The organism is Zavarzinella formosa DSM 19928 (assembly GCF_000255705.1).
Lineage (GTDB): Bacteria > Planctomycetota > Planctomycetia > Gemmatales > Gemmataceae > Zavarzinella > Zavarzinella formosa.
Map to the genome: position 1 here is coordinate 16,689 of NZ_JH636454.1, position 23,183 is coordinate 39,871.

The 23,183-nt window shown below is 58.0% G+C and carries 21 protein-coding genes and 1 tRNA gene; 18 read left to right on the forward strand and 4 right to left on the reverse strand.

The genetic code is table 11. The features are described from left to right. Positions 1–194: 194 nt before the first annotated feature. Together BGIM_RS0145275 and BGIM_RS0145280 are read left to right on the forward strand one after the other, a co-directional pair. Positions 195–632: a hypothetical protein gene (locus tag BGIM_RS0145275; protein ID WP_020476181.1), complete on the forward strand. Its 438-nt coding sequence runs from the start codon at positions 195–197 to the stop codon at positions 630–632. A 29-nt stretch (positions 633–661) separates the two neighbouring features. Further along, positions 662–865: a hypothetical protein gene (locus BGIM_RS0145280; RefSeq protein WP_157369946.1), complete on the forward strand. Its 204-nt coding sequence runs from the start codon at positions 662–664 to the stop codon at positions 863–865. Between the two features lie 198 nt (positions 866–1,063). Here BGIM_RS0145280 and BGIM_RS0145285 read toward each other — a convergent pair whose 3' ends face one another. The 3 genes from BGIM_RS0145285 to BGIM_RS56095 all read right to left on the reverse strand — a co-directional run bounded on the left by BGIM_RS0145285 (position 1,064) and on the right by BGIM_RS56095 (position 3,694). After that, positions 1,064–2,371, reverse strand: a complete 1,308-nt coding sequence (locus tag BGIM_RS0145285; protein ID WP_020476183.1) for a TROVE domain-containing protein — start codon at positions 2,369–2,371, stop codon at positions 1,064–1,066. 159 nt (positions 2,372–2,530) lie between these two features. After that, positions 2,531–2,674: transfer RNA gene (locus BGIM_RS64350), tRNA-Asn, on the reverse strand. A 486-nt stretch (positions 2,675–3,160) separates the two neighbouring features. Continuing rightward, positions 3,161–3,694: a phosphatase domain-containing putative toxin gene (locus tag BGIM_RS56095; RefSeq protein WP_157369947.1), complete on the reverse strand. Its 534-nt coding sequence runs from the start codon at positions 3,692–3,694 to the stop codon at positions 3,161–3,163. A 633-nt stretch (positions 3,695–4,327) separates the two neighbouring features. Here BGIM_RS56095 and BGIM_RS0145305 point away from each other — a divergent pair. Further along, positions 4,328–5,245, forward strand: a complete 918-nt coding sequence (locus BGIM_RS0145305; RefSeq protein ID WP_020476187.1) for a hypothetical protein — start codon at positions 4,328–4,330, stop codon at positions 5,243–5,245. A 223-nt stretch (positions 5,246–5,468) separates the two neighbouring features. Beyond that, entirely contained in the window at positions 5,469–5,792 is a 324-nt protein-coding gene (locus tag BGIM_RS0145310) for a hypothetical protein (protein ID WP_020476188.1), read from the forward strand. Positions 5,793–5,953: 161 nt separating this feature from the next. On the opposite strand, the gene BGIM_RS65400 is transcribed toward BGIM_RS0145310, so the two are convergent. Further along, positions 5,954–6,583: a GP88 family protein gene (locus BGIM_RS65400; protein ID WP_162136359.1), complete on the reverse strand. Its 630-nt coding sequence runs from the start codon at positions 6,581–6,583 to the stop codon at positions 5,954–5,956. Between the two features lie 122 nt (positions 6,584–6,705). Here BGIM_RS65400 and BGIM_RS0145320 point away from each other — a divergent pair, with 122 nt between their 5' ends. From BGIM_RS0145320 to BGIM_RS0145400, 14 genes are all read left to right on the forward strand, one after another. Then, a complete protein-coding gene (locus BGIM_RS0145320) occupies positions 6,706–7,347 on the forward strand; it encodes a helix-turn-helix domain-containing protein (protein ID WP_020476191.1) in 642 nt (213 codons plus the stop codon). After that, entirely contained in the window at positions 7,344–8,144 is an 801-nt protein-coding gene (locus BGIM_RS59530; RefSeq protein WP_020476192.1) for a hypothetical protein, read from the forward strand. The genes BGIM_RS0145320 and BGIM_RS59530 overlap by 4 nt, the downstream gene beginning before the upstream one ends. Next, positions 8,126–8,551: a hypothetical protein gene (locus BGIM_RS0145330; protein WP_020476193.1), complete on the forward strand. Its 426-nt coding sequence runs from the start codon at positions 8,126–8,128 to the stop codon at positions 8,549–8,551. The genes BGIM_RS59530 and BGIM_RS0145330 overlap by 19 nt, the downstream gene beginning before the upstream one ends. Before the next feature lie 43 nt (positions 8,552–8,594). Next, positions 8,595–9,158, forward strand: coding sequence for a J domain-containing protein (locus BGIM_RS0145335; protein ID WP_020476194.1), 564 nt, complete (start codon positions 8,595–8,597; stop codon positions 9,156–9,158). Between the two features lie 13 nt (positions 9,159–9,171). Next, positions 9,172–9,495, forward strand: a complete 324-nt coding sequence (locus tag BGIM_RS0145340; protein ID WP_020476195.1) for a hypothetical protein — start codon at positions 9,172–9,174, stop codon at positions 9,493–9,495. Positions 9,496–9,709: 214 nt separating this feature from the next. Next, on the forward strand, positions 9,710–9,907 hold the full coding sequence (locus tag BGIM_RS0145350; RefSeq protein WP_020476197.1) for a hypothetical protein: 198 nt from the start codon (positions 9,710–9,712) through the stop codon (positions 9,905–9,907). Positions 9,908–10,121: 214 nt separating this feature from the next. Beyond that, on the forward strand, positions 10,122–10,310 hold the full coding sequence (locus BGIM_RS0145355; RefSeq protein ID WP_020476198.1) for a hypothetical protein: 189 nt from the start codon (positions 10,122–10,124) through the stop codon (positions 10,308–10,310). Between the two features lie 2 nt (positions 10,311–10,312). After that, positions 10,313–10,522: a hypothetical protein gene (locus BGIM_RS0145360; protein WP_020476199.1), complete on the forward strand. Its 210-nt coding sequence runs from the start codon at positions 10,313–10,315 to the stop codon at positions 10,520–10,522. A gap of 116 nt (positions 10,523–10,638) precedes the next feature. Further along, on the forward strand, positions 10,639–10,851 hold the full coding sequence (locus BGIM_RS0145365) for a DUF3310 domain-containing protein (RefSeq protein WP_020476200.1): 213 nt from the start codon (positions 10,639–10,641) through the stop codon (positions 10,849–10,851). A gap of 200 nt (positions 10,852–11,051) precedes the next feature. Continuing rightward, entirely contained in the window at positions 11,052–11,348 is a 297-nt protein-coding gene (locus BGIM_RS0145370; protein ID WP_020476202.1) for a hypothetical protein, read from the forward strand. 61 nt (positions 11,349–11,409) lie between these two features. Then, entirely contained in the window at positions 11,410–11,862 is a 453-nt protein-coding gene (locus BGIM_RS0145375) for a hypothetical protein (protein WP_157369949.1), read from the forward strand. Further along, positions 11,859–12,068: a hypothetical protein gene (locus BGIM_RS0145380; protein ID WP_020476204.1), complete on the forward strand. Its 210-nt coding sequence runs from the start codon at positions 11,859–11,861 to the stop codon at positions 12,066–12,068. The genes BGIM_RS0145375 and BGIM_RS0145380 overlap by 4 nt, the downstream gene beginning before the upstream one ends. 409 nt (positions 12,069–12,477) lie before the next feature. Continuing rightward, on the forward strand, positions 12,478–15,168 hold the full coding sequence (locus tag BGIM_RS67660; protein ID WP_020476206.1) for an FkbM family methyltransferase: 2,691 nt from the start codon (positions 12,478–12,480) through the stop codon (positions 15,166–15,168). A 131-nt stretch (positions 15,169–15,299) separates the two neighbouring features. After that, positions 15,300–22,457, forward strand: coding sequence for an MBG domain-containing protein (locus tag BGIM_RS0145400; protein WP_020476207.1), 7,158 nt, complete (start codon positions 15,300–15,302; stop codon positions 22,455–22,457). Positions 22,458–23,183 lie beyond the last annotated feature (726 nt).

A 23,183-nucleotide genomic window follows, 5' to 3' on the forward strand; every position in this document is an offset into this window, starting at 1 on the left:
CAGGAGTGGCCCCTGCCTCGACGACAGGGGGATACTCACGAGCTTGTGGCAGGACAGACCTGACATCCGCTCGCGCTCGCCGATTATCAGCATCTCTTGAGCCGTTCGGTGTTCCCCTGTCCGAAAGGTAACGATGATGATCGCTTGCGCGTAATCTGCAAACAAGGTATCCATCAAGCGAGAAAGGAAGGTGAATGGACATCCCCGAACGCATTCAAGCCATCAAGGACGCCGATCCCAACTGGCGAACCGATCCGCGAACTCTGGAGATTGCCAAACTGGCTTGGGGAGCCGAGTGCGACGTGAACACTTCGGGCGTCTTCTGCCCGCGACAGGAGGAAATTGTCGCCCGTTGCGGGAAAGCGATGGCCGTGGTGGGACTCTGCAAAGTTCGGGAACATGTGTGGATCTTCTGCACCCGGCTCGAAACTTGCATTTCAGACTATAGCTATGCGCCGAGCGTTTGGCTGGCCGAACCGTTTGAGACGGAAGACGAGGCCAGGCGGGCAGGCATTCGGGAATTGCTGGAGCGAACCGCGAACAAGGTGGGGCATTCGGCGGCCGAAAAGGCTGAACTGTCAGTAATCCGGGCAAAGCTCAGGGAACAAGTGGCACAACCGACGTTATTTTGAGAGGGGTTATGAAGTGGAATTACAGGATCATGAAGCAAACGGATGAGACGGGCGAGGTGAGCTATGGGCTGCACGAAGTCTTCTACAGTCGCCGCAAAGCGGACGGATGGACGGAGCAGCCGGTTATCGTGGTCGGCGAGAGCGTGGAGAGTGTCCGATGGTGTCTTGAAAAGATGGCGTTGGCACTTGAGAAGCCTGTGTTGGACTACGAGACGGGGAAAGAAGTAACCTGACTGCGGGGATAGCCACCCGACGTTGTTTTGAAGACGCCCGAAAATCGTCAATCGTTGTGCGGGGCAGCGAGGAGACGAATCAATTCAGCCATCGCCGGTCTAATTCTCCGGGTTCCGTCCAGCCATCGGTAAATGGTTGAGCGATCAACGCGAAGGGCCAGGGCAAGGTTGCTCACCCCGCCCCGGCCCCTGACATGCTCACGCAGTTCGACTGGCGTCATCTTCGTACCGGGAGATGTACTCCAACACTTTGTCCGACCATCCGTCAATGTGGACCCAAGAACCGTATCCGACACCGTTCTTGTTGCTGGCCACATTGAGCAGGTAACCCTTCCGGTCAGGCACGGCATCGTGGCTCTGCTCATCCGTGATGACAATCAGCCGGTCGCACGCCGGAACCTGCTTGACCGCCTTGCCAAGCTCCGTCCCGCCGTGCGGTTGGGAGTTCACGACGGCATCCCGCAACGCGAAGCCCCGTCGGCCCGGAACCTCCTTCAGGTCGTTCGAGAAGGTAAACACTCGCAGCGAGCCGAACATCTCCCGCCCGATCATCGCTAGCGAACACGCCACGTCCATGCGGGTGAGTTCCGACCGGCCGGACAGTTTGCCATCCATCGAACCGGACACGTCGATCAGGATGACCGTGCGCCCGCCCCGCTTCGGCTTGCCGGCGAAGCAGTCGAAGAACTTGGCCTCCAGATCCGACTCAAACTGCGGGTTGTGCCGCGCCGAGGCGATGAAGTTGATCGGCAGCAGTTTTCCGGCTTTCACGCCGGAGATACCCTCCCGGATCAAACCATCATTAACCTTGGCTTCCCGCATGTTCCGAATGTTCCGGAGCATGGCGAGGCCGCCAAGCTTGTCCTCGCCGAGCAACCGCTCCCAAGAAGCCTTCTTGTCCCCGCCTTTGGAAAGCTCAACCTCCCAAGTGTCCGGCGTGGCCAGTTCGCCCTTCACGAGCTTGCGCCATAGTTCGGCCTGCTCGGCGTTTTCCGGCTTCGGCCGGGTAATACGCAGGACGTCCCGCAACTTGACGGCCTTGGAACCGCCGTTGTATTTGGCAAGCTGGTATTCGTCGAAGCGACGGAACGCATTGCCGACATGCCGCTTGGCTTGCTTGGCCAGCGGCTCGTCCTTGTTGCCGTTCCAGTAGATCGCCAGAAACTCGGCGATGTCGTCCGGTCGGGCGAAAACCTGCTTCGCAACGTCGCCGAACAACTCACGCCCCTCCTTGGAGCGGAGCATTTCGCGGGCGAGCAGCAGCGGAACGTGGCGCAGCCGCATGTCGGTCTTCGCCTGAATCGCCACGCGGGCGACGTCAGCCGCCGAAACCTGCTTCACCAGGTCGGCGATGCGCTGGCCGATGGACTGGCCGCTCTCGTAGAACTCGTCCTCCCACAACAGGCAGGACATGACCGATCGCTCCAACTGGGCGACCGGCGAGATGCGGGATGCCGGAGCCCCCTCGTGCGTAAAGATTTTGGCGATTCGGTTTAACGTGGCCATGGGCGAGTCCTTTCAAAAAGTGCGGCCGGGAAGAGACGAATCCAGCTTTTACATCCCCAAGAAGTAAGCCAGTTCTGCACCACGGCCGCGTTGATCAATCTCGCGGGGAAGAGACGACAAAGGAACATAGCGCTCTAACCGCTGAGCTACGTCCGGTTGCCCGAACGGCTGGAGTCGAACCAGCGACCTCTCGATTAACAGTCGAAGTAACCCTTGTCTGCACCACCGCGAGGTGGTTTGTGGGCCAGAGGGGTAAAGATCGACAAAGGAACGTTTCTGCCGCTCTACCAACTGAGCTACCGGCTCCGTCAAAGGAGCCGAGCGGGGATCGAACCCGCGACCTACAGTTTGGAATAAGTAACCCTTGTCTGCACCACCTCCGGTTAGTTCGAGGGACGGGGAGAAACAGCTTCGGGTTCACCATTTGCAATAAGTACCCGGAACCTGCACCACGTCCCAATGCGACAAGCGGTACACCAGGATTGTTGCCAATGTCAACAAAAATCGACACACAGCGAAAATTCAAAATAACGACCGCTGCACCGGCCTCGTCCTGACCTGCTCCCGGTACGACGACGGCGGCCCCATGGCAATTACAACACTCTTGACAGACTGATTTTGCTCAAGGGCGAAGGGAAGAGGGGCCATCCCCAGGAAGCACGCATGTCTCCTCACGACCTGCGCCGCCGAGTGATCCTGGCGGTTGGCCGCCATATCCCCGACAGCCGTTCGGGTCGCTGCACTTAAATGATGGTCAGCGGCTTCTCCAAAAGGTACGCCCCCTCCTCCCTACTCCCCTGTTCGCCTGACGACCTCGCCCGACAAGTCAGGCGCGGCGTTTGGCTCCACATGCCGGGTGGCCGCCGGGCTTAACCCCGCGAACCACTCCGCGACCCAAGCCCGCTGCGCCGGGGTGTCCGGGACTGACAGCCCCCGTGCTTGCTTCACCATCGACCAGCCTGTCTCGACTGGCACACCCGAGGTGGCCAGGACACACACCGCCAAGGATGCTGACCGGCCGACTCCAATCCGACAATGGATGCCGACTCCCCGGCCCGCGCGCAATTCCATAAAGAGTGTTGAGACCAACTCCGACACCGCCTGAGTCGAACTCGGCACACCTCGATCCGGGATCGGGAATTGGATGAACCGTAACCCAGCCCGCTCGCACAGTTCCGATTCCGCGTCCAGTCCCAATTCGGCAACCTCGCCATCCTCTAGCAACGACACCACGATGTCCAGCCCCTGCCGCCGCCACGATACCGCCTCGTCCTCCAGCCAATCACCAGCTCGGGGCCGGGGCATGATGGCGAGCCGACCCACGGGGCACTCGTCAATCGGGAAAAGTTCGGCTCGTACCACCCGAAAACCTCTGCTTTTTAATAGATCAGTTCGACTGGGTGGACAACATTGGCGAGAGACATGTCGTGACTCGCCTACCTATGGGACGAGTCAGGAACAACGGATGGTTCGGACGTTCTTACCGGCAGTCTGCCAGAACCCCAAATTGCCATGATCGCCCCGGCCATCATTCCAAGAATGGCGGGCGGCCTCGCCGCTGACTGCATCTCCGAATCTGTCAACCCATCGTTGGAGTCAATTAGAGCAAGCATGATCCCCGCAGTTGACCCCAAAAATCCCATGCCGAAGACCAACAGCCAGAGAGTCAGGGTCCAAGCCCAAGGGTGACGACCGGCCGCTTTGGCCCGTCGGAACACAATCAGGCTGAAACCGATCAATAGAAACAGTCCAAATGGCATTATGCCCTCGGTGGTCGAACATGAACTAGCCAAAAAACATTCTATCCGTTCCACCAGGTAGATGATCGGTTTGGCACGGCCGGGATGCTCATCGCCGTTGGAACGACCCGCGAGGCATTGATAGGGATACGGACGGTGAACTTGCGGGTACAATCCACAATGACCATTCCCGGCAATGAAACCCGAAGGCGATGTCATGCGGTCACTTCTGCTGCTTACGGCTTTCATGGTCCCCGTGGCCCATGCGTACAAACCGTTCATGCCGCATCGGCCCACGGTCGTGCTGCGGACGACTGGTCAATTCATCACCGAATCGGCTGAGAATATTGCCACGCTATACGACATCAATGGCAATCCGATCCGATCATTCGTGGTGCCGGAGAGAATCAATCGCTTGGAGGTGTCGGCGGATGACTCAATTATCCGAATCAAGACCGTCGATCACGACATGTGCTTTCGCGTCCGGTCAGGCGAGCCTGTTGCCGACGGTCAATTCGTGACGGCCGTCGAACCCGACAATGCCCGGTTTGTGGCGGGCGAGTTTGAGGACGTTAAAAATCATCGGCCGGGAAGACAATTGGAGGTTGTCGAAATCTCAACCAAGAGACGAGTCCGTCTGGTCGAAGACGTTGGCCGAGTTTACCCGCCCCTCTGGTCATCCACTGGGTTAGCCGACATTCGAGTCGTCTTTTACGCGGATGGCCGAGAGGAAGGGGGTGCTTTCAGGTTTGACCCTTCCACCGGCGAACTTCGAGAGTTGTTTCGGATTCCGGTGGGCTACCAAGTCATTGAGAAGTTGGCTTTTGACACGGAACTGGGATACGGGGTTGTCACATGGCCCAACCTCCGGACATCGGTGATCGACCTGCGGACGGGAAAAGAGAAATTCGAGATCGACAATAGCGCCAATTTCATCTATCCGTCCACGCCTTGGTACGTGATCTTAGACCAGCAGCCACGTTGGGTACTAATGGCTGTTTTGGCGTTTGTGGCATTCATATTTGGCCTCTGTGGCTTCTTCTTGGTTCGTTTCTCGCGGCGGCGATATCGTCGGATAATGGCAGGATCGAACCGACAAGAATCCACTGATTACAAAGAGCCTCGCAAGGGTTAAAAACCGCACCAACCGATTCTTACGGCCGCTTCATCTCCGATTCGATTTTCGTGCTTTCCATTTCTGAGCTTTCAGACCTGTTTGTCTGACTCGCTCCCCCTGCTGGAATGATGCAAATTACGCAAATCGCGGGGAAAGATACACCCGCGCAAGCCCATATGGAGCAGTCGTTTGCCTAGTGCGGGAGAGATTAACAAACCATGAGCATCTGAGAGAAACAATCATGAAAGCCTTGTTACTGACCTTCGGCTTGGGCTTCGCCGCCCTCGGCCTCACCGGAACCGTGTCCGCTCAAGAACCCTGTTCCACCCCTGTCGTGTTCAGCCCCGGTTACACCGTCGTGCAGAGCAGCCCTGTTTGCGTGTCCGCCCCGGTGATCAGCCGCGTCTACTACTCCACCCCGGCTTGCACCACCCAAACTTATTTCGCCCCGACCTGCTCCACCAGTTTCGTCGCCCCGACCTGCTACACCCCGTCACGAGTCTACTGGCACTCTTCCTACGGCTGCCACACCCGTGTGGTCCGGTGGTCGCACTACTGCCGCTGATTCGACCAGATTCGATGTGATGCCAAAGACGCTTGGGGAAAATTGCTTTGCCCGGTCTTCTCCCGTCCGGGCATGATTCACTGATGTGGAGAGCAAGTCGAACCCATGAGTTTTGGATTGAAAAAAGCCCGCCGGGGTTGATCCTCGGGGGCTTTTTCCATTCATGAGAAGCACCGTTGACAACCGCCGCAAGTGATCTCTTTGTTCACTTCGTTCGGGCACACCGGCAAGATGGTCAATCCAATCCGTGGTCGAGGCTGTTTTCGCAACCGACGGACACGGAACATCAGGTCGATCATCTCCGGGGGTGTATCCTCGGAAACTTGTAGGTAAGCCAGTTTGACGCCGGGCGGGATCTTTTCAGGGATTCCCGTTTCAGAGTCGAGGCTGTACCAGGCACGGCAACACTTGAGTGCGGCCATTTGCTCCAGAACCGTTGCTATTTCAGGAATGCGCCAGGAACGGCTGTACCAAAAATAGCGAGGCTTGGGGCATTTCCTCATGATCCAGAGCCACTTTTCAGCGTACTCTTTGCTCATGAAATCGCCTGAAGAATGCACCCTTAAAACGAGGCATCCTTTGCGGCGTATCTCTTTGGTCATTCGACCGCAGAAATCATCACGTTCAGTTTGCTCCAGGTTCCAAGCGAGTCGATCTTTGACCGTTTGAAACCTGAATCTTGACCGTAAAGCGTAACAAACACCTTGGCAGACAGAAGTCATTCCAGGGCATGTTGTCACAGCCGGAAGACCCCACAAATGAATGGCGTCACCAACTTTTTGATTACCCATTTGGAGCAATCCTCGCACCGTCTCCATCGCAATTCCTTTCGGGGAATGAGAAAGGGGATTGGGCGAAAAACGGGGCTGAGTTTGAACGTGATTTGAGATTCGCGCAAGCGTTACGAAAGTGATTGACCCAAGATCAAAAGTCATGCAAGGTGCAATGCATGACGCATGAAGAACTTGAAATCTGTGGCCTGCGGTTGTTCGGCGAGAAGTGGCAGCCGTCACTGGCTCGACTGTTGCGACTCAACGCATCGACCGTCTGGAGGTGGGCAAGCGGAAAGTCTCCAATCCCGGATCACACGGCGATGTTGATCGGACTTCTGGTGGATGACGCGGAATTGGTTAAAAAACTGGATTCGTATGAGTGGACAATTATGGTTGATTTATCCCGCACCCGCGCTTCAATGGCCGTGAAAATTGCCATCCGAACGAGGGTGATACAACCTTCTGCGTGCGAGGTCTGCGGAAAGACTGGCGAAGAAACGCAATGCAACGGCCAGCGGCGAACCGTCATTCAGGCACATCACGACGATTACAACTTTCCTCTTCACATCCGCTGGCTGTGTCGGAAGCATCACCGAATGTGGCACGTCGAGAACCAGGCACCGAACATGTCCTCTGACATGATGACCAAAACACCGACCGAGCTTTATGAGATAGGTTGCGAACAGATGGGCATTGATGCCCCACTCACCCGGCGGCTCAATGTGATTCGCAAACGGAAGCGTGAGCAGTCCAAACCAACCAAGCCAAGGAGGGCAGAATGACCGAGGACGTGACGATCAACCCGGAGGCGGTGGAGCCGCACGAATACTTCGCCGTGCTGAAGGAGAGCGTAAAAGGCGTGGACGCCGACATGCTCCAGGAGCAGCTTGCGATCATCGCGGAACACTTGGTGCGTGCCAAAAAAGTCGGGCAGCAGAGCCTGCTCAACCAGCTTGCGTTTACGCACGACGTCATCGTCCGCGAGATGAAATTGCTGGGGGCGGGGATCAGCCAGTTCGTCTACCAGGACGACGTGAAGCACCTGTTGGACAAGACCAAGCACATCAAGATTATCGAGCTTGACCGTTACCCCCGCGTCATCCCGCTGGACCAAATGGCCGACATCGAGAAGGCCAAGGACATCGGGCTGTTTGACGAGTTCTGTGTGGTTTTCAGCGACTACACCGGCGAGGAATACAAGACCGAGGAGGAGAAGCAAACTGTCGCACGGAACCGCGACCCAGTGGTGTTCGGGTACTTCCGTCACAAAAACACCGGCATCAAGCATGACCGCTTTTACTTCATTACGGATTGGGAGGACGAGTATTGCGACCTCACCTTCGGGAAGATGATCGATAGGATGGCGGAGGTTGGCATAAGCAAACCGAGCCACAACATCGCCCCCGATGCAGCCTACGTGCAGGAACTCGTCACCATGACGCTTGAGGATATGGCCAATCGCGGGGGCGTGAGTTTTTCGATAACGCCTTCCGTCACGGCGACGCAAGCGTCATTTCAGAGCGGCAACGAAGGCATTTCCTTTTGGGAAAGGATGAAGCGGTGGATTGGGACAAAGTAGACCTCACGATGGAATCCGTCTTCGGCGGCGACTTGCAACCGGGCTTGTTGCCGATGCACTTGCGGCCCAGGGAGCGTGACCTTTACCTGGAGCTTTTCAGGGTTGACCGTGCAGGAGTGTTCCGAATCGTGGACGGGTGGGCGATTGAAGCCCCGGTTTTTGAGCCAGAGATGGAGCAGGCGGATTTTCATCACGCCATGTTCGGCGAAGAACCGCATTGGTTCGTAAACCCGGACCCGTGGGCGAAATACTGGTTTAACTCGGGGTTGGCCTGCGACAGATGCGGCAAATACCTGAACCTGCTCAATCGCCGATTCTACGGATTGTGCGACGACTGCGACGACGAAATGAACATGGAACTTACGCGAAACCCGCAGACGGTTTTTGCTTGGGACAACGGGATATAGGAGCGGGCAATCTCATCTGTGTAACAGAGAAAGGAATTCTCGAATGATTGAAGCATATCCACTACAGTGGCCCGCTGGAAAGCAACGGATTCACAATCCCGCCCGCAGCCACTTCCGCACCACTCACGGGGCCGCCTGTCAGTTCGTTCTCGGCGAGATTCGTCGGCTTGGCGGGACGCTGCCCATCATCTCCACCAACATCCCGCTTCGCAAAGACGGTTTGCCCTACGCGACCTACAAGACGCCGGATGACCGGGGCGTGGCCGTGTACTTCACGTACCGCAAGCAGCAGATGTGCTTTGCCTGCGACAAGTGGGACATCATCCACGACAACATTTACGCCATTGGGAAAACCATTGAGGCGTTGAGGGGGATCGAACGATGGGGAACGGGCGAAATGGTCCAGCAGGCGTTCAAGGGATTCGTTGCATTGCCGAGTAATTCACCTTGGGACGTGCTTGGGTTGAAGCCGGGATCGTCTTTGTCGGAGATCGAATCGGCGTTTCGGGACAAGGCAAAGCGGTGTCACCCAGATGTGGGCGGTAGCCATGAGCAGATGGCGAGATTGAATGAGGCACGAACCGAATTGCTTCGGCGGTCGGCATGAAAGGAATGCTCGAATGAGAGAACTCACCCCATCTGACAAAGCCGTTGCCAACGAGCGTGGATTCCTTTTCGATCCTGACAGTGGCATGGCGACAATCATCAACAAGGCTCGTCGTTACCGAGCCGTGGGGCTGACGTGCTGCATAGTGTACTCGCCCGAAGGCCAGCCGCTGGAGTATGTGCTGTTCAAAGACGGGGAGCCGATTTACCACCACACGAGCATTGAGAGCATTTGCGTCCAAGCAGATGTTCACGCTTATTTGGCGAAACAGGTGCCAGCCAGAAAGAACGGGCGGGCGAGCGGCAAACGAAGGCGTGAGAAAGGGATGCTCGAATGATGTGGCAGTTGTTTCACAAGGCATTCGGATGGCACTACGTCTGGATTCAGGACTGCGAAGACACCCATATCCTTCGAGTCACTCGATTGCCGAGCGGAGAATTGATGGGAAAAATCGTCTCACGAGCCTTTTTCATCAGCACCGATGGCAAGGCAACTGGCGGGTACGGGATAAGGGGATGGAAGCCCCTGACGTGGGTGCAGGAGTTCAGGTCATGACCTTCGACGAAGCGAATGAAAAAGCAGAACAGAAGCTATTCGGGATCTGTCCGCTAACCGAAGAATTCGGGTGGCGACCATACGTTGACCGCAAACGGCAGAAACTTACGATGGTGACCGTGACGATCCGGTCGGAGGCGACGTGGAAAAGTCCGTTTACGAGGCCGGACTTGCGGGCCGAGGAGGCGCCATGATCGCGTGGCTTTACGCTCTGCTCGTTGGGAGGTTATGCAGGCATTCGTGGGAAACGATCCGCAGTGGCCCGCGAGGAAGTGAAAGCAAGGTGGTGGGTTTCTATTACGACCAGCTTTGTGAAAAGTGTGGAGACATCAGACGCAAGAAGACGTGAGCAGGCCAGTAATGGACGAAATGGGTTAAACAGTCCAGGGATGGACGGAGAGAGGTGATATGTCTTCGATTTGGGTGTTGATTGTCTTTTTCAAGATCGGCTATGCCGGCGGGGCAACGAGCGTTGAAATGCCCTCAAAGGAGGCTTGCGTTGCTGCGCAGCAGGGAATCGCAAAGGACCGCGTCAATTTTCAGGCGACTTACTGCGTCAGCAAGGCCACTGGCGAGACGATCATCGTGAAGTGGTAGCCATGTCCCGCCTCCCCTCCATCTCATTGACCGCGATCCCGCTCCTGCTCGAACGCTTCTCCTGGATGCCCAAAAGCAACAAGCCTCACTTGGTGGTGTTGTACCGTGCTTTGAAATTGTCTGAAGATGAACGGTTACGGTTGGAGTTGAAGATAGCTGAGTTGGAGGGGAAAGAGGGGGAGAGGAATTGGAAGGCGAGGGTGAAGAAGTGATGGGCGTTCCCTGACGGGTCGGGCCTCTCCGGGGTTCCGTCCCTTCGGGACCGGCAGCGCCGCCCTGCAAGTCCCTAACGCGAAGTAAGAATCAACCAACAGCCAAGGAGGGCTAAATGACTGACAATGTGAATCATCCCAAACACTACAACGGCCATCCCAGCGGGGTCGAGTGCATTACCATCGTGGAACACATGGGCTTCAACCTCGGCAATGCCGTGAAGTACGTCTGGCGGGCTGACCTGAAGCACGATGCCATCGAGGACTTGAAGAAGGCACGGTGGTACATCGACCGGGAAATCCAGAAGCGGGAGAAGGCCGGTGACTGAGCGGGAGTACAAGCGGCTCGTGTACTTGGCCAATCGGGAACGGAGGCTTGAGCAGATGAAGCGGTACTACCAGGCAAACCGCGAACGGCTCATCTAGTACCAGCGGGACTACCGAGCCAAAAGAAAGGCCGAGGCGTGAGCAGTCCAAATCCAAGCTAAACACATAAAGCGGTCCATGGCTGAACGGAAAGAGAGGGGTGATGGGGCAGAACTTGAAATTTGAAGCTGGTGAAACACTGGTGACTTACGATGAATGGTGGGACGGGTATTCGCATGATATTTACATGGCGCTCAAGCCATTCGACATGAAGATGCTTGCAGTTGAGTTTGTCGGGCTTTGCAAAAGCAAGGGCAGACACCGTATGTACAGTGGCATATCGCATTTCAGTGACTGGTTAGTGAGCAACGGGTATTTAACCCCAGCCGCTTATCGGGAGGTTAGCCTCGGAAAATGCGGTGAATTCGATGAGAGTTTCGGTATTCAGCGAGAATCGTGAACAGTCCAGTAACGGACGAAACGGGTGAAACAGTCCGGGGATGGACGGAGAGTGAGGTGGTGTGGATTTACAGACGGTAGTTGATGCAATGCTGGCCAAGGCTCGTGAGGAGGAACTTGCGAACTCCGAATGCCTGCGCTTGGGCGAACTGATCCTGAAGATGGAGGCCATTCCCGACAAGAGCAAGCAGGTGGTCTTTGACTTCGGCGGGCTCGTGCCAACGGGGATCGACAGTTGGCGCGGGGTGTATGCCGAGCTTTCCCTTCATTACGACGCGGGCGAGGGGATGACTGTTGACCAATTCACAGAGATGCTTCGTGACTGCGTTGGCAAGGAATTCGAGGGGTACAAGGGCGGGGACTTCACCATGAGCCGTCACACTCCGGTGTGGGTGGCCAATTGGGGCGAATGGATGGTCTCCGACTACAAGGGTAAGGGTTCCGCAGAGGTGGGCATCGTCGATGTCCTTGATGGCGAGGTTGTCTTGCTGGTGACGGCGGCCTGTGAATCATGACCCGCTTACCTCAGATCAGCCTCGACACGATCCCCCTCCTGCTCGAACACCTATCCTGGATGAGCAAATCAGGAAAGCCCCACCTGCAAGCGGTCTACAAGGCTCTCAGATTGAGCGAGGATGAGCGGTTGAGGCTGATGCTTCGGGTCGCGGAGTTGGAAGGCAAAGAGGGTGAAAAGAATTGGAAAGCGAGGGTGGCGAAGTGATGGGCGTTTCCCTGCGGGTCGGGCCTTTCCGGGGTTCCGTGCTACGCACCGGCTTCGCCGCCCTGCAAGTCCCTAACGCAAAGAGAGAGTTAATTAGCGGATGATGTATGGCGAAGCGCCAGAAAACAGCTTTTGGTAGTTTGCCCCAAATCTGAGAAAGCGGTTGCGGCTCCAGACTCCATGAAATATCCCTCTTTGTGGTGGGGAAAATCCATTACCACTCAAACAAATCCATTACCAAAACAACCACCTTTCACACCAAGAAAGCGAAGGCCCCAAATTTCCAAACTCCCATGATTCGGAAACACCATATCATCGATCACAAGACGAAGCGGATTGAAAACCGCTGCCGCTCACTCGCCGTCCGAAACCACAAGTTCATCCGCTGAATCCGGAAAGATGCTGTCCCATGTCCGACCACCCCGCCATTTCGATTGTGATGCCGGTGTTCAACGGGGCCGGGTTGCTCGGTCGGGCGGTTGATTCGGTTCGCCGCCAGACGTTCGCCGATTGGGAATTGCTGATTGTTGACGACGGGTCGTCCGACGATTCGGTCGCACGACTGGAGGAGCTCGCCGCCAACGACACCCGCATCAGGGTGTTTCGACACCCGGTCAATCGCGGGGTGTCGGCCGCCCGGAACACGGCGCTCGATCATGCCAGGGGACATTTGATCGCTTATCTCGACCATGACGATGAGTATTACCCGGATCATCTGGCCCGGGCCTGGGAGTGGCGGGACAAGGGCGACGTGTTGGTGTTTCGGTACGATCAGGCCAACGAACGGCCCGGCCCCGGCTTCGGATCGGTCGCCCGTTATGACCCGGCGACCCGGCATGACAAGATGTTCTCCGAGACGATTGTCATTTCGCTCGGGGTGGTTCACCGGCGGGACTTGCTCGGTCAGACCGGCAAATTCAACGAAGCGCTCGGCCATGCCCAAGGCGAGGAAGAGGATGCCGACCTGTGGCGGCGCTTTGCCGGGGCCGGAGCGAAGTTTACGTTTGTCGCGGCTGAGAGCGGGCGGTATCACGTGCGGGCCGACAGCCTGTCCCGGACCCGGCCCGATTCCCCGTTTTCCAATGGTTTGCCGTCGTCGGTCGGCGAGGTGGTGATCCGCGTCGGCGGGACCGTCCATTCGGTGCGGATGGCCGCGAACGAGTCTTGGCTGGCCCGCGATTTGTTTGAAAAGCATGAATACGGGGGGCTGCCCCCGAACTGTCTGCGCCCTTGGCCGGTGGTGGTCGACATCGGCGCCAACGTCGGGCTGTTCGCACTTTACAGCCTCCTCATTTATGACCCGGCGGCCACGGTCCATAGTTTCGAGCCTTATCGGCCAAATTATGATCTGTTGTGCGAGAACCTGCGTTCATTCCCCGGCGTGACCGCCCACCCGTTCGGACTCGGACGGGCGGACGCGGAGGCCGAACTGTTTCTGCACCCGACCAATTCGGGGGCCAACTCAGTGCGGCCGGGCTGGGTTTCGGAACCAGCCGGGAAGGCCCGGGTCCGGATTCGGAACGCGGCCGTTGTGTGGGACGAGTTGAAACTGGGGGAGGTTGACCTCCTCAAGATCGACACCGAGGGATGCGAGGTCGAAATTCTCGAAACCCTGGGACACCGGGCAAGGTCCGCGCGGGTGGTTTTGGTCGAGTTTCACTCGGCCGCCGACCGGCGCCGGATTGATGCCCTGCTCCCCGGACATGACCAGTTTGGGGCGAGCTTCCGTGACGCCGGGCTCGGGGTCGTCAAATACGTCCGGTCCGACTTGGTCCCCGGCCGCGCCGCCACAAATCCGGCCGTCGGCCGTGCGGATTCCGTCGAACAAGCGACCACGGGTTCCCTTGGAACGGGAGTCGCGTCCGGCCCGCGATTGGCGGGACCAAAGCGGGTGTTGTTCGCGTCGTACCACTGCCACTTCGACCCATCCAGCGGGGCTGCCCTCTGCACTCGCGATCTGTTCGACCTGCTGACCGCCCGCGGCTGGGAGTGCCGGGTGGTGACGGGGCCGCAACTGGACAATCCGTCGGCCACCCCCATCGGAACCGTCCTTGCCGGGAAACCCTCCGCCGACCGGGTGGCCGGGCGAACCGGAAGTCTTTCGTTCACCGTCCACACGGTTGACTCCGACGGCTATCCGGTGACCGTGTTCGCCCCAGAGCCGCTGGCCGTCCACAAACCGCCGGGACCGGACGAGACCCGGGCCTTCCATGATGTCGTGAACCGGGTGGCCGCGGATTTTCTGCCGGACGTGGTCCTGACCTATGGCGGCGATCCCGCCAGCCGGGCGGCCTTGGTGGCGGCGCAAACGAACGGGGCGGCGGCGGTGTTCTGGCTGCATAACCGGGAATACACGGACGCCGCGATGTTCAAAGCCTTCGACGCCGTGGTCGTCCCGTCGGACGCCAGCCGGGACCACTATCGCGAGCGTCTGGGATTGAACCCGGTCGTGCTGCCCGGACCGTGGACCTGGGACCGGTTCCGCTGCGAGCCAACGGGGCCGGGCTATGTGACGTTCGTCAACCCCGAACCGGCCAAGGGGGTGTTCTGGTTCGCCCGGATCGCCGAAATCCTCGGCCGTTCGCGGCCCGACATCCGGTTCCTGCTGGTCGAGGGGCGGGGAGGGACGACCTGGCTGGATCGCTGCGGAGTGAACCTCGCCGGGGTAAAGTCCGTCCATCACATGGCCAATACCCCGGACCCGCGGCGGTTCTACCAAATGAGCAAGATCATCCTGATGCCATCACTGGTGGCCGAGGGGCTGTCGCGCGTGGCGGTCGAGGCGATGGCCAACGGGATTCCGGTGATCGGCTCCGGACGTGGCGGGCTGGCCGAGACCCTGAGTGTCGGCGGCGTGCTGGCGGAGATCCCGGCCAAATACACCCCGGCCACCCGGATCGCCCCGACGGCAAACGAAGTCGGCGAGTGGACGGCCGCCATTGTCCGGCTGTGGGATGACCCGGCCGAACACGCCCGGATGGCGGCCCTGGCCCGTCGGGCCGCCGAACAAACGTGGGGCCCGGAGGTGGTGATTCCCCGATGGGAGACGTTCCTGTCCGAAACCATCGCCCGCACACAAAACAGGAGGGAAGCCCGATGACCCCCGATTGTATTTTGTTCAACATTCTCCGTTCACTTGGCTTCCCGCCAAAGTGACGTGTTCGTAAGAAGAGAAAACTCTCTCGTCAAGACTCGTGTCCTCCGTCCCGATCCCCCGTCAGGATTTCGCCAATGCGTCCGAGCATCCGCACGTTTCTCAAGCCTGTTCGTGAATTTTTCCACTCCAACCAGCCCGTTTCCCGCCCTTCCGGGGTGGGATTGCGGATCGAGCAACTGGAGTCACGGGACCAGCCCAGCGTGAGCGTGACAGTGGGCTGGTCGCCGGAACACCCCACGACCGGCCAGTTGGTGACCTATACCGCCTCGGCGTCCGGGGGCAGCGGCAATTATTCTTATATGTGGTCCGATGGCTTGACCGGGATCAGCGAAGTCCGCGTCTATGAGTCGGCCGGCGAGTACACCGATACGGTCACCGTGACCGATCTTGGTTCCTCCGGCGGTTCCGGAGGATCGGGGGGCTCTGGCGGATCGGGAGGCGACTCGGCGTCCGGCACGTCAAACACTGTTTATGTGACCCTCGGATCGTCCGGCGGATCGGGAGGATCGGGCGGCGACAGTGGCTCCGGCGGTGGCTCGGGTTCCGGATCAGGATCAGGCAGCGGCGGTGATAGCGGCTCCGGAGGGGGCAGCGGATCAGGTTCGGGGAGTGGTTCCGGAGGAGACAGCGGTTCGGGAGGCAGTGGCGGTTCAGGCGGGGGCTCGGGATCAGGAAGCGGGTCGGGAGGAGAGAGCGGCTCAGGGTCGGGAGGATCGGGCGGTTCCGGGTCGGGCAGCGGTTCGGGAAGCGGTGGCGGCAGTGGTTCGGGCAGCGGGTCAGGCTCCGTGTCGGTGACGGTCAGCGGGTCGCCGGGAAGCATCACGGCCGGCCAGTCGGTGATCTACATGACCTCGGTGTCGGGGGGAAGCGGCAATTATTCCTTTCTGTGGGCCGACGGCTCGACCGGCTTGTCCGACACCATCCGCTATGACACCACTGGCGATTACAATACCTATGTCACCGTGACCGACATCGGTTCCTCCGGGGGTTCCGGCGGCTCGGGCGGTTCGGGCGGCTCGTCGGTCACCGCGATCTCGAACACCATTCATGTGACCAGTTCCGGTTCGTCGGGTGGTTCCGGCGGCTCGGGTGGTTCCGGCGGTTCGGGTGGCTCCGGAGGGTCAAGTTCTGTCTCGGTGACGGTCTCCGGGTCGCCGGGGGACGTGGACGTCGGAATGGAAGTGATCTACACGCCGACGGTGTCCGGAGGCGGAGGCAGCTACTCATATTTGTGGTCCGACGCCTCGACCGGCGCGACCTACACGCACACTTACGCCATCGCCGGAGATTACACCGAGGCGGTCACCGTGACCGACTTGGGGTCGTCCGGGGGATCAGGTGGGTCCGGGGGATCGGGCGGCGGCTCGGCCTCGGGGACGTCGAACACCATCCACGTCCATCCTCTGCCGACGGTGAGCGTGTCCGCGTCGTCAAGCACGGTCGGGGCGGGCCAGTCCGTCACCTTCACGGCGACACCCGCAGACGGGTATGGCGGCTACACCTATCTGTGGCCGGACAGCTCGACCGGAAGCACTTACACAACGAGCTTCACGGGAGCGCCGGGAACCCGGTCGGCGTCCGTCACCCTCACCGACGGGCTGGGCAAGTCGGCCTCCGGCTCGGCTTCCGTGACGGTCACCGGCGGCACCACCACCAGCGTCTCCTCGTCGGCTTCGACCGCCGTGTACGGGAACTCCGTCACGCTGCTGGCGACCGTGTCGGCGGCTTCCCCGGCCACCGGCACGCCGACCGGGACCGTGACCTTTTACGACGGGGCGACCGTCCTGGGCACGGGAACCCTGTCCGGCGGCACGGCCTCCTTGTCGGTCACATTGAACGCCGGTTCGCATTCCATCACGGCCTCCTACGGCGGCGCCACCCTCTGGTCTGGCAGTTCCGGGGGAACCTCCCAGACCATCACCCCCGCCACGCTCACCGTCACGGCCGCCGACAAGACCAAGGCTTACGGAGCCACGATTCCGTCGCTCACCTATTCGGCCACGGGCTTTGTCAACAGCGACACCTCCAGCGTCCTGACCGGGGCATTGGCGACAGCGGCGACCACTGGCAGCAACGCCGGCACGTATTCGATCACCCAAGGGACGCTCTCGGCCGGTTCCAACTACACGATCAGTTACACCGCCGGGACACTGACGGTGACCAAGGTCGCCCTGACCGTCACGGCCGACAACCAGACCAAGGTTTATGGCGACGACCTGCCCGAACTGACCTTCTCGGCCTCCGGCTTTGTGGGCGACGACGGTCCCGGCGACCTCACGGGTGCCTTGGGGACGGCCGCCACTTCCGGGAGCGATGTCGGTTCGTACTCGATCACCCAAGGCAGCCTGGGCAGCGGCAATTACAACATCGCCTTCACCCCGGCGACATTGACCGTCACGAAGGCCGAACTGACCGTGACCGCCGACGACAAGTTCAAAACCTACGGGGCAAGTCTCCCAACCCTGACCGCTAGTTACAGTGGCTTCGTCAACGGCGACACGTCGGCAAGCCTGTCTTCCGGACCTACCCTGAGCACCTCGGCCACCTCCGCCAGTTCCGTTTCAGGCGGCCCTTACTCCATCACGGCCAGCGGGGCGGGCAGTTCCAACTACACGATCAGCTACGTCTCCGGCCACCTGACCGTGACCCCGGCCACCCTGACCGTCACGGCCGACAACAAATCCAAGGTGTTCGGAACCGCCCTGCCCGAACTCACCTATTCCGCAAGCGGGTTTGTCAACGACGATGACGAAAGCATCCTGACCGGCGAACTGGCGACAACCGCGACGGTGTCAAGCAACAAGGGAACCTACCCGATCACCCAAGGTAGCCTGTCCGCCGGGTCCAATTACGAGATCTCCTTCACCGGCGGAACCCTGACGATCAATGCCGTCACGCTTTCCGTGACCAAAACACAGGACGCGACCGAGGGCGGAGCCGGGGGCATTTTCACCTTCACGCGGGACGGCGACCTGTCAACTCCCCTGACGGTTGTTTTCAAGGTCGGCGGCACGGCGACCCTCGACGACGACTATGCGAATTTTGGAGTGGCCGACCCCGATGATAATGACGACGGCACTTACGAAACCACAGTGGAGTTCGGGGTGGCTGTCTATGAAGTCAATCTTACGGTGGCGGTTGAGGATGAGGATGACCTGCTCGCCGAGGGGACGGAAACAATCGTGGTTTCCAACCTGGGCGATGATCTCGGCTCGAATTACCAGGCGGACCCGTTGAGCAGCACGGCCACCATGGACATCGTTGACAATGATCACGCCCCCGTGGCCAATGGCGACACCTTTTCCGTTCATGCCTACGCGACGGGCGTCGAACCCGGCGAACAAAACCGCCTCGCCGGCGATGTGTTGGGCAACGACACCGACGCGGATGATGATTCCCTGACGCCTTCCCTGCTTTCCAATGTGTCGCACGGGACGGTGACACTTTACAATGACGGGTCGTTCGATTATCTGCCGGAGGCCGGCTATGTGGGCGATGACTCGTTCACCTATCAAGACACTGACGGGGCGAATGTCAGCAACACTGGAACCGTGACGATTCACGTGACCAACACTGTCCCTGAATCTTCGGCCGACACTTATGGCGTGGCCACGGACGCCGTCCTGACCCTGCCGGCCCCGGGTGTGCTGGGCAACGACACCGATGCCGACGGGGATGACCTGACGGTCGAGGTCGTCGATTCGCCCGCCCACGGTGAGTTATCGCTGAACCCGGACGGTTCCCTCGCTTATACGCCCGACAGTGGATACCACGGACCGGATTCGTTCTCTTACCAGGCCGACGACGGCTTGGCGGCGGGCGACCCGGTTACAGTGACCTTGAACATCCACGACACGAACTCCGCCCCGGTGTCCGCCAATGACTCCGTCACCGTCCATGCTCATCCGGAGGGGATGCTCCCCGGTTCGCAACCCCATGCCACTGGCAATGTCCTCGGCAACGACACCGACGCGGATGACGATCCTCTGACGGCCGCCCTGGTCACCGACGTGGCCCACGGCACGCTGACCTTGAACTCCAACGGTTCCTTCGATTACCTGCCGGACGATGGTTACATCGGGGCCGACTCCTTCACCTACAAGGCCAATGACGGACAGGCCGACAGCGGCACGGCCACCGTTTCCATTTCTGTCACCAACGCCGCGCCTGTTTCAGTGGCCGACAGCTATGACGTGATGGATGACGCCTCCCTGCAAATCCCGGTTCCGAGCGACCCGGAAGACGATGAACCGGCCGAAAGCGATGTGACCGGCGTGCTGGACAACGACACCGATGCCGACGGGGATGCGCTCACCGTCAGCCTTGTCTCGTCTCCTTCGCATGGCGAATTGGAATTGAACGAGAACGGATCCTTCACTTATACTTCAGATGATGGTTATGTCGGCCCGGACAGCTTCACCTACAAGGCCAACGACGGGCTGGCCGACGGGAACACCGTCACGGTGTCCCTAAATGTGCAGCATGAAAATCGCCCGCCGGTGATCACCGTGCCCTCCGAAACACCAAACACTGCCGTCGACACGCCGCTGACATTCAGCGTCGGCTTGAACGATCCGGATGCGGGCACGGAAGATGTCGAACTTTCGTGGAGCGTGACGAACGGCACACTGACGCTGGCCGGCGCCACCGGACTGACATTCACCGACGGCGACGGCACGGATGACGGGGAGGGGATGGTCCGGGGAACATTGACCGCCCTGAACGCGGCCATGAGCGGCGTGACCTTCACGCCGACGACAGGCTACGTCGGGGATGCCTATGTCACGCTCACGCTGGATGACTTGGGTAACACCGGTGCTGGTGGAGAAAAGTACGATATTCAATGCGTTCCTGTTGTCGTCGGCGCCGATCTGCAGGCGTCGGACGACTCAGGGACGACACCGGAAAGTACGGCTGTCGATGTGGATGTGCTGGGGAACGACTTGTGGACAACGAACGACACGCCGGTGATCTCCGTGCTAACGGGGCCGACGCACGGGACGGCAGTTGTTGCCGACGGGGTGGTCACCTACACGCCCACGCTGTACTACCACGGCACGGACTCGTTTACCTACCGCATCACGGACACACACGGGCACACCGCCGACGCCACGGCCAACATCACTGTGACGGAAGTCAACAACGCCCGAATTGAGTGGGATGGGAGAGATAAAGGAGCGTCGGAAGGGGATCTGGTGAGTGTTTATTTCAATACCCCAGATACAGTCTCCGGCCAAGTGACCTGGACGGCCAGCGGGCTCCCCAGCGGGCTTTCGATCAATAGCGACACCGGTGAGATCAGCGGGCGACCACAATATGACGATGCTCAAACATCGGACGGCGATTATACTGTCACCATTTCAACCCTGCACGAGTGCGGGGATACGGACTCTATTGAGTTCCACTGGAATATATGGGACTCGAACCGCTGGCAGGAAATTGATGACCAAGTGACTGTTGCGGGGGACTCAATTGATCTGCCATTCAAAGCTACTGACTTAATCGGCAACGAACTAACTTATGATGTAAGCGGAATGCCTCCGGGAGTGACCTATGTCGACGGGGTCGGATTTACGGGTTCCCCGGATGATGTGACCGAGGCAACGACATTCAATGTTGTCGGGCGCGTAACTGGCGGCGGCGGCACGGACGAACGATTATTTAATTGGAAAGTGACTCCGCAGGGAGACAGTGTCGTTGATTTTGCCATCAACGACACCCAAAAACATGAAGATGACTTGGGTTTTGTGGGCAAACCCCTGCCTGTCGCCGTCACTCTTGATTATCCTGGCGGAGGATCCGGGTCGAGATCGATCGGCATTCGCGTAGAGACTCCGGACGGTTCGGGCGGCACAACCTTTTCAGATCGGGCTTTGATTTCCTTGCATGCCGACGGAAGCGACGCATCAAGTGAACTCATGCTGTCGCTTTACGACGGCATCTCTCAGGAAATTTACATGGTGCCAACTCGGATCAGCGATACCCAAGATGATATCGTTCTTGTCGCATACCACATGATCAATAGCCCGCCTGTATTTACGGGGGCCGAAATAACGGAGGGGGAGGGAAAAGCTAATGCAATTGGTGGAGAGATAAAGATCGGCTCCGGCACGAAAGTCGGACAGCAGGAGAATAAAATATACTCCGATAGCACCCCGACAGTTATGATCAAGAACGACAAGTTCCGCATCACACCTGGAAAGAAGACTGATATCTGGATTTCCAAATCCGGAGACCTTCTTGGCAAACAATTGTATGTCCGCTTGCTTGGAGTAAGCGCGGATAATGGGTATGCAAGCCTGTACGACTCTGCCGCCAAAAAGCCGGTGTCAATGATCTCTTTGAAAGAAACTGATTTTGTGGGAGGATCATTTCATGGATATATCCAAGGGACGGATGACAAAGGGGTAAAATCCCAAACTGCACCCAACACAGAAGGCAAAAAAGGAGGAGGCAAGCTTGTCCTGGCCGTGTTTGGAGATGAAAAGGATACTGACGTTTCTTTAGCCCGGGTTGCCAGCGAAGGATTCAGTGTCGCAGCCATTCCTGTAAAAGTTGAAATGTCAATGCCTTCGAGAATGTTGGGCACTGATCTTAAGCGTGGTGCGGACTCTTTTTATCCTGCCTTTGGCATTCAATATGATTACACATTCTACAGCGACTCTGATGATCCCAAAGATCTAAATCAGGTAAAAGCTGGCGAGAGTATTAAGCGAGTTGAAGGGGCGGCTGGCGTCCAAAAGCCTGCGCAATATTTCAGAATGCAAGAATCGCAACTCGTTGCCGGAAAATTTAGCTTAATATATGACGCCACAAGAGGTGTTGATGAAATAGCAAGAGACAGACATTCTAATCAAGGGGAAATCCTTAAAACTGATGCTAAAAATGATGCCGACAGGGCGACAGTGCTGTTTAAAAATAAACTGGAAAAGGAAATTAACGATGCGACAAAAGGCCCTGGCAAAGTCGACGCCAAGCAATATTTTGCATTTGTGGATCTTAGGACTGGAACAATTGCGGGCGTGATAGACGAGGCAAACCCGATAACTGTCAAAAACTCCGGATTTAATATCGTGTATGAAGAATTTAAACAAAATGACCCGGATGTAGACAAGATGTATGGTTTGAGGATTACAAAAACAGGAGCTGTGGTCGGAGATGCTGGGCCAGGAGCCATAAGCGAAGAGGATAGCAAACCACAAACCGACTATTACAAGCTTTTGCGTTTCTAGCAACGACGACGGTGAGAAAGCCAGTCGTTCTCCATGGCTGGCTTTCTCGGAGGCATGCAATTTATGGCTGCTTCGTACCAATTAAGAGCGTTCGGAAACAACAAGGAATACCCGCGAAAACCAAGGTTTTTGCTTTATTATTTCCGAACGCTCTAAAAACCGAGTAAAATCGTATTGACAGAATCAACGCGAATCGGATATGAAAATCGTACTTCAAATACTTTCGTTAAAAGGCGTTTGCAATCGTCTTTTTGTCGCAAAACATGTGGAATAAGGGCAGAAATATCCTCTCCGGCTTGGCTTGATTTGTGCTATTTTTCTGGCATCTGCTTGTGCCCTCCCCCCTCTGCCCATCATTCTTGGGTCTGATGAGTTTTGTGGTGTCCATGAGAGAGAGCATGTGTGTCAAAATGGCGAGGGTAGATGATACAAACCATCGGGAATTTTGGAGGCGTCCATCGCCTCCAAAAACGTTTGAATCGAACTTGGCTGCTTATAAATTTTTGGATCAGCGGGATGCTATGCGATTTTATGACAGGACGAGTGGTCGCGGTTTTTTTTCTGACGCTTGAGCAGACAGATCTCGCTAGAGGCGATTTTTTTGAACAACTACCGCATTAAGAGTGCGACCATAGAAGAATCTGACATCCTCAAGAGGGAGAAGCGGGCAAGACTGTCAAGGATCAACTGCATTAAGAACACGACCATCGAAGGCTCTGATTTTAT

What these genes read in the sequence shown, in the direction of transcription:
- BGIM_RS0145275 (WP_020476181.1), top strand. Translation starts at nt 195, where the DNA reads ATGGACATCCCCGAACGCATTCAAGCCATCAAGGACGCCGATCCCAAC.
- BGIM_RS0145280 (WP_157369946.1), top strand. Translation starts at nt 662, where the DNA reads ATGAAGCAAACGGATGAGACGGGCGAGGTGAGCTATGGGCTGCACGAA.
- BGIM_RS0145285 (WP_020476183.1), bottom strand. Translation starts at nt 2,371, where the DNA reads ATGGCCACGTTAAACCGAATCGCCAAAATCTTTACGCACGAGGGGGCT.
- BGIM_RS0145305 (WP_020476187.1), top strand. Translation starts at nt 4,328, where the DNA reads ATGCGGTCACTTCTGCTGCTTACGGCTTTCATGGTCCCCGTGGCCCAT.
- BGIM_RS0145310 (WP_020476188.1), top strand. Translation starts at nt 5,469, where the DNA reads ATGAAAGCCTTGTTACTGACCTTCGGCTTGGGCTTCGCCGCCCTCGGC.
- BGIM_RS65400 (WP_162136359.1), bottom strand. Translation starts at nt 6,583, where the DNA reads ATGGGTAATCAAAAAGTTGGTGACGCCATTCATTTGTGGGGTCTTCCG.
- BGIM_RS59530 (WP_020476192.1), top strand. Translation starts at nt 7,344, where the DNA reads ATGACCGAGGACGTGACGATCAACCCGGAGGCGGTGGAGCCGCACGAA.
- BGIM_RS0145335 (WP_020476194.1), top strand. Translation starts at nt 8,595, where the DNA reads ATGATTGAAGCATATCCACTACAGTGGCCCGCTGGAAAGCAACGGATT.
- BGIM_RS0145340 (WP_020476195.1), top strand. Translation starts at nt 9,172, where the DNA reads ATGAGAGAACTCACCCCATCTGACAAAGCCGTTGCCAACGAGCGTGGA.
- BGIM_RS0145350 (WP_020476197.1), top strand. Translation starts at nt 9,710, where the DNA reads ATGACCTTCGACGAAGCGAATGAAAAAGCAGAACAGAAGCTATTCGGG.
- BGIM_RS0145355 (WP_020476198.1), top strand. Translation starts at nt 10,122, where the DNA reads ATGTCTTCGATTTGGGTGTTGATTGTCTTTTTCAAGATCGGCTATGCC.
- BGIM_RS0145360 (WP_020476199.1), top strand. Translation starts at nt 10,313, where the DNA reads ATGTCCCGCCTCCCCTCCATCTCATTGACCGCGATCCCGCTCCTGCTC.
- BGIM_RS0145365 (WP_020476200.1), top strand. Translation starts at nt 10,639, where the DNA reads ATGACTGACAATGTGAATCATCCCAAACACTACAACGGCCATCCCAGC.
- BGIM_RS0145370 (WP_020476202.1), top strand. Translation starts at nt 11,052, where the DNA reads ATGGGGCAGAACTTGAAATTTGAAGCTGGTGAAACACTGGTGACTTAC.
- BGIM_RS0145380 (WP_020476204.1), top strand. Translation starts at nt 11,859, where the DNA reads ATGACCCGCTTACCTCAGATCAGCCTCGACACGATCCCCCTCCTGCTC.
- BGIM_RS67660 (WP_020476206.1), top strand. Translation starts at nt 12,478, where the DNA reads ATGTCCGACCACCCCGCCATTTCGATTGTGATGCCGGTGTTCAACGGG.
- BGIM_RS0145400 (WP_020476207.1), top strand. Translation starts at nt 15,300, where the DNA reads ATGCGTCCGAGCATCCGCACGTTTCTCAAGCCTGTTCGTGAATTTTTC.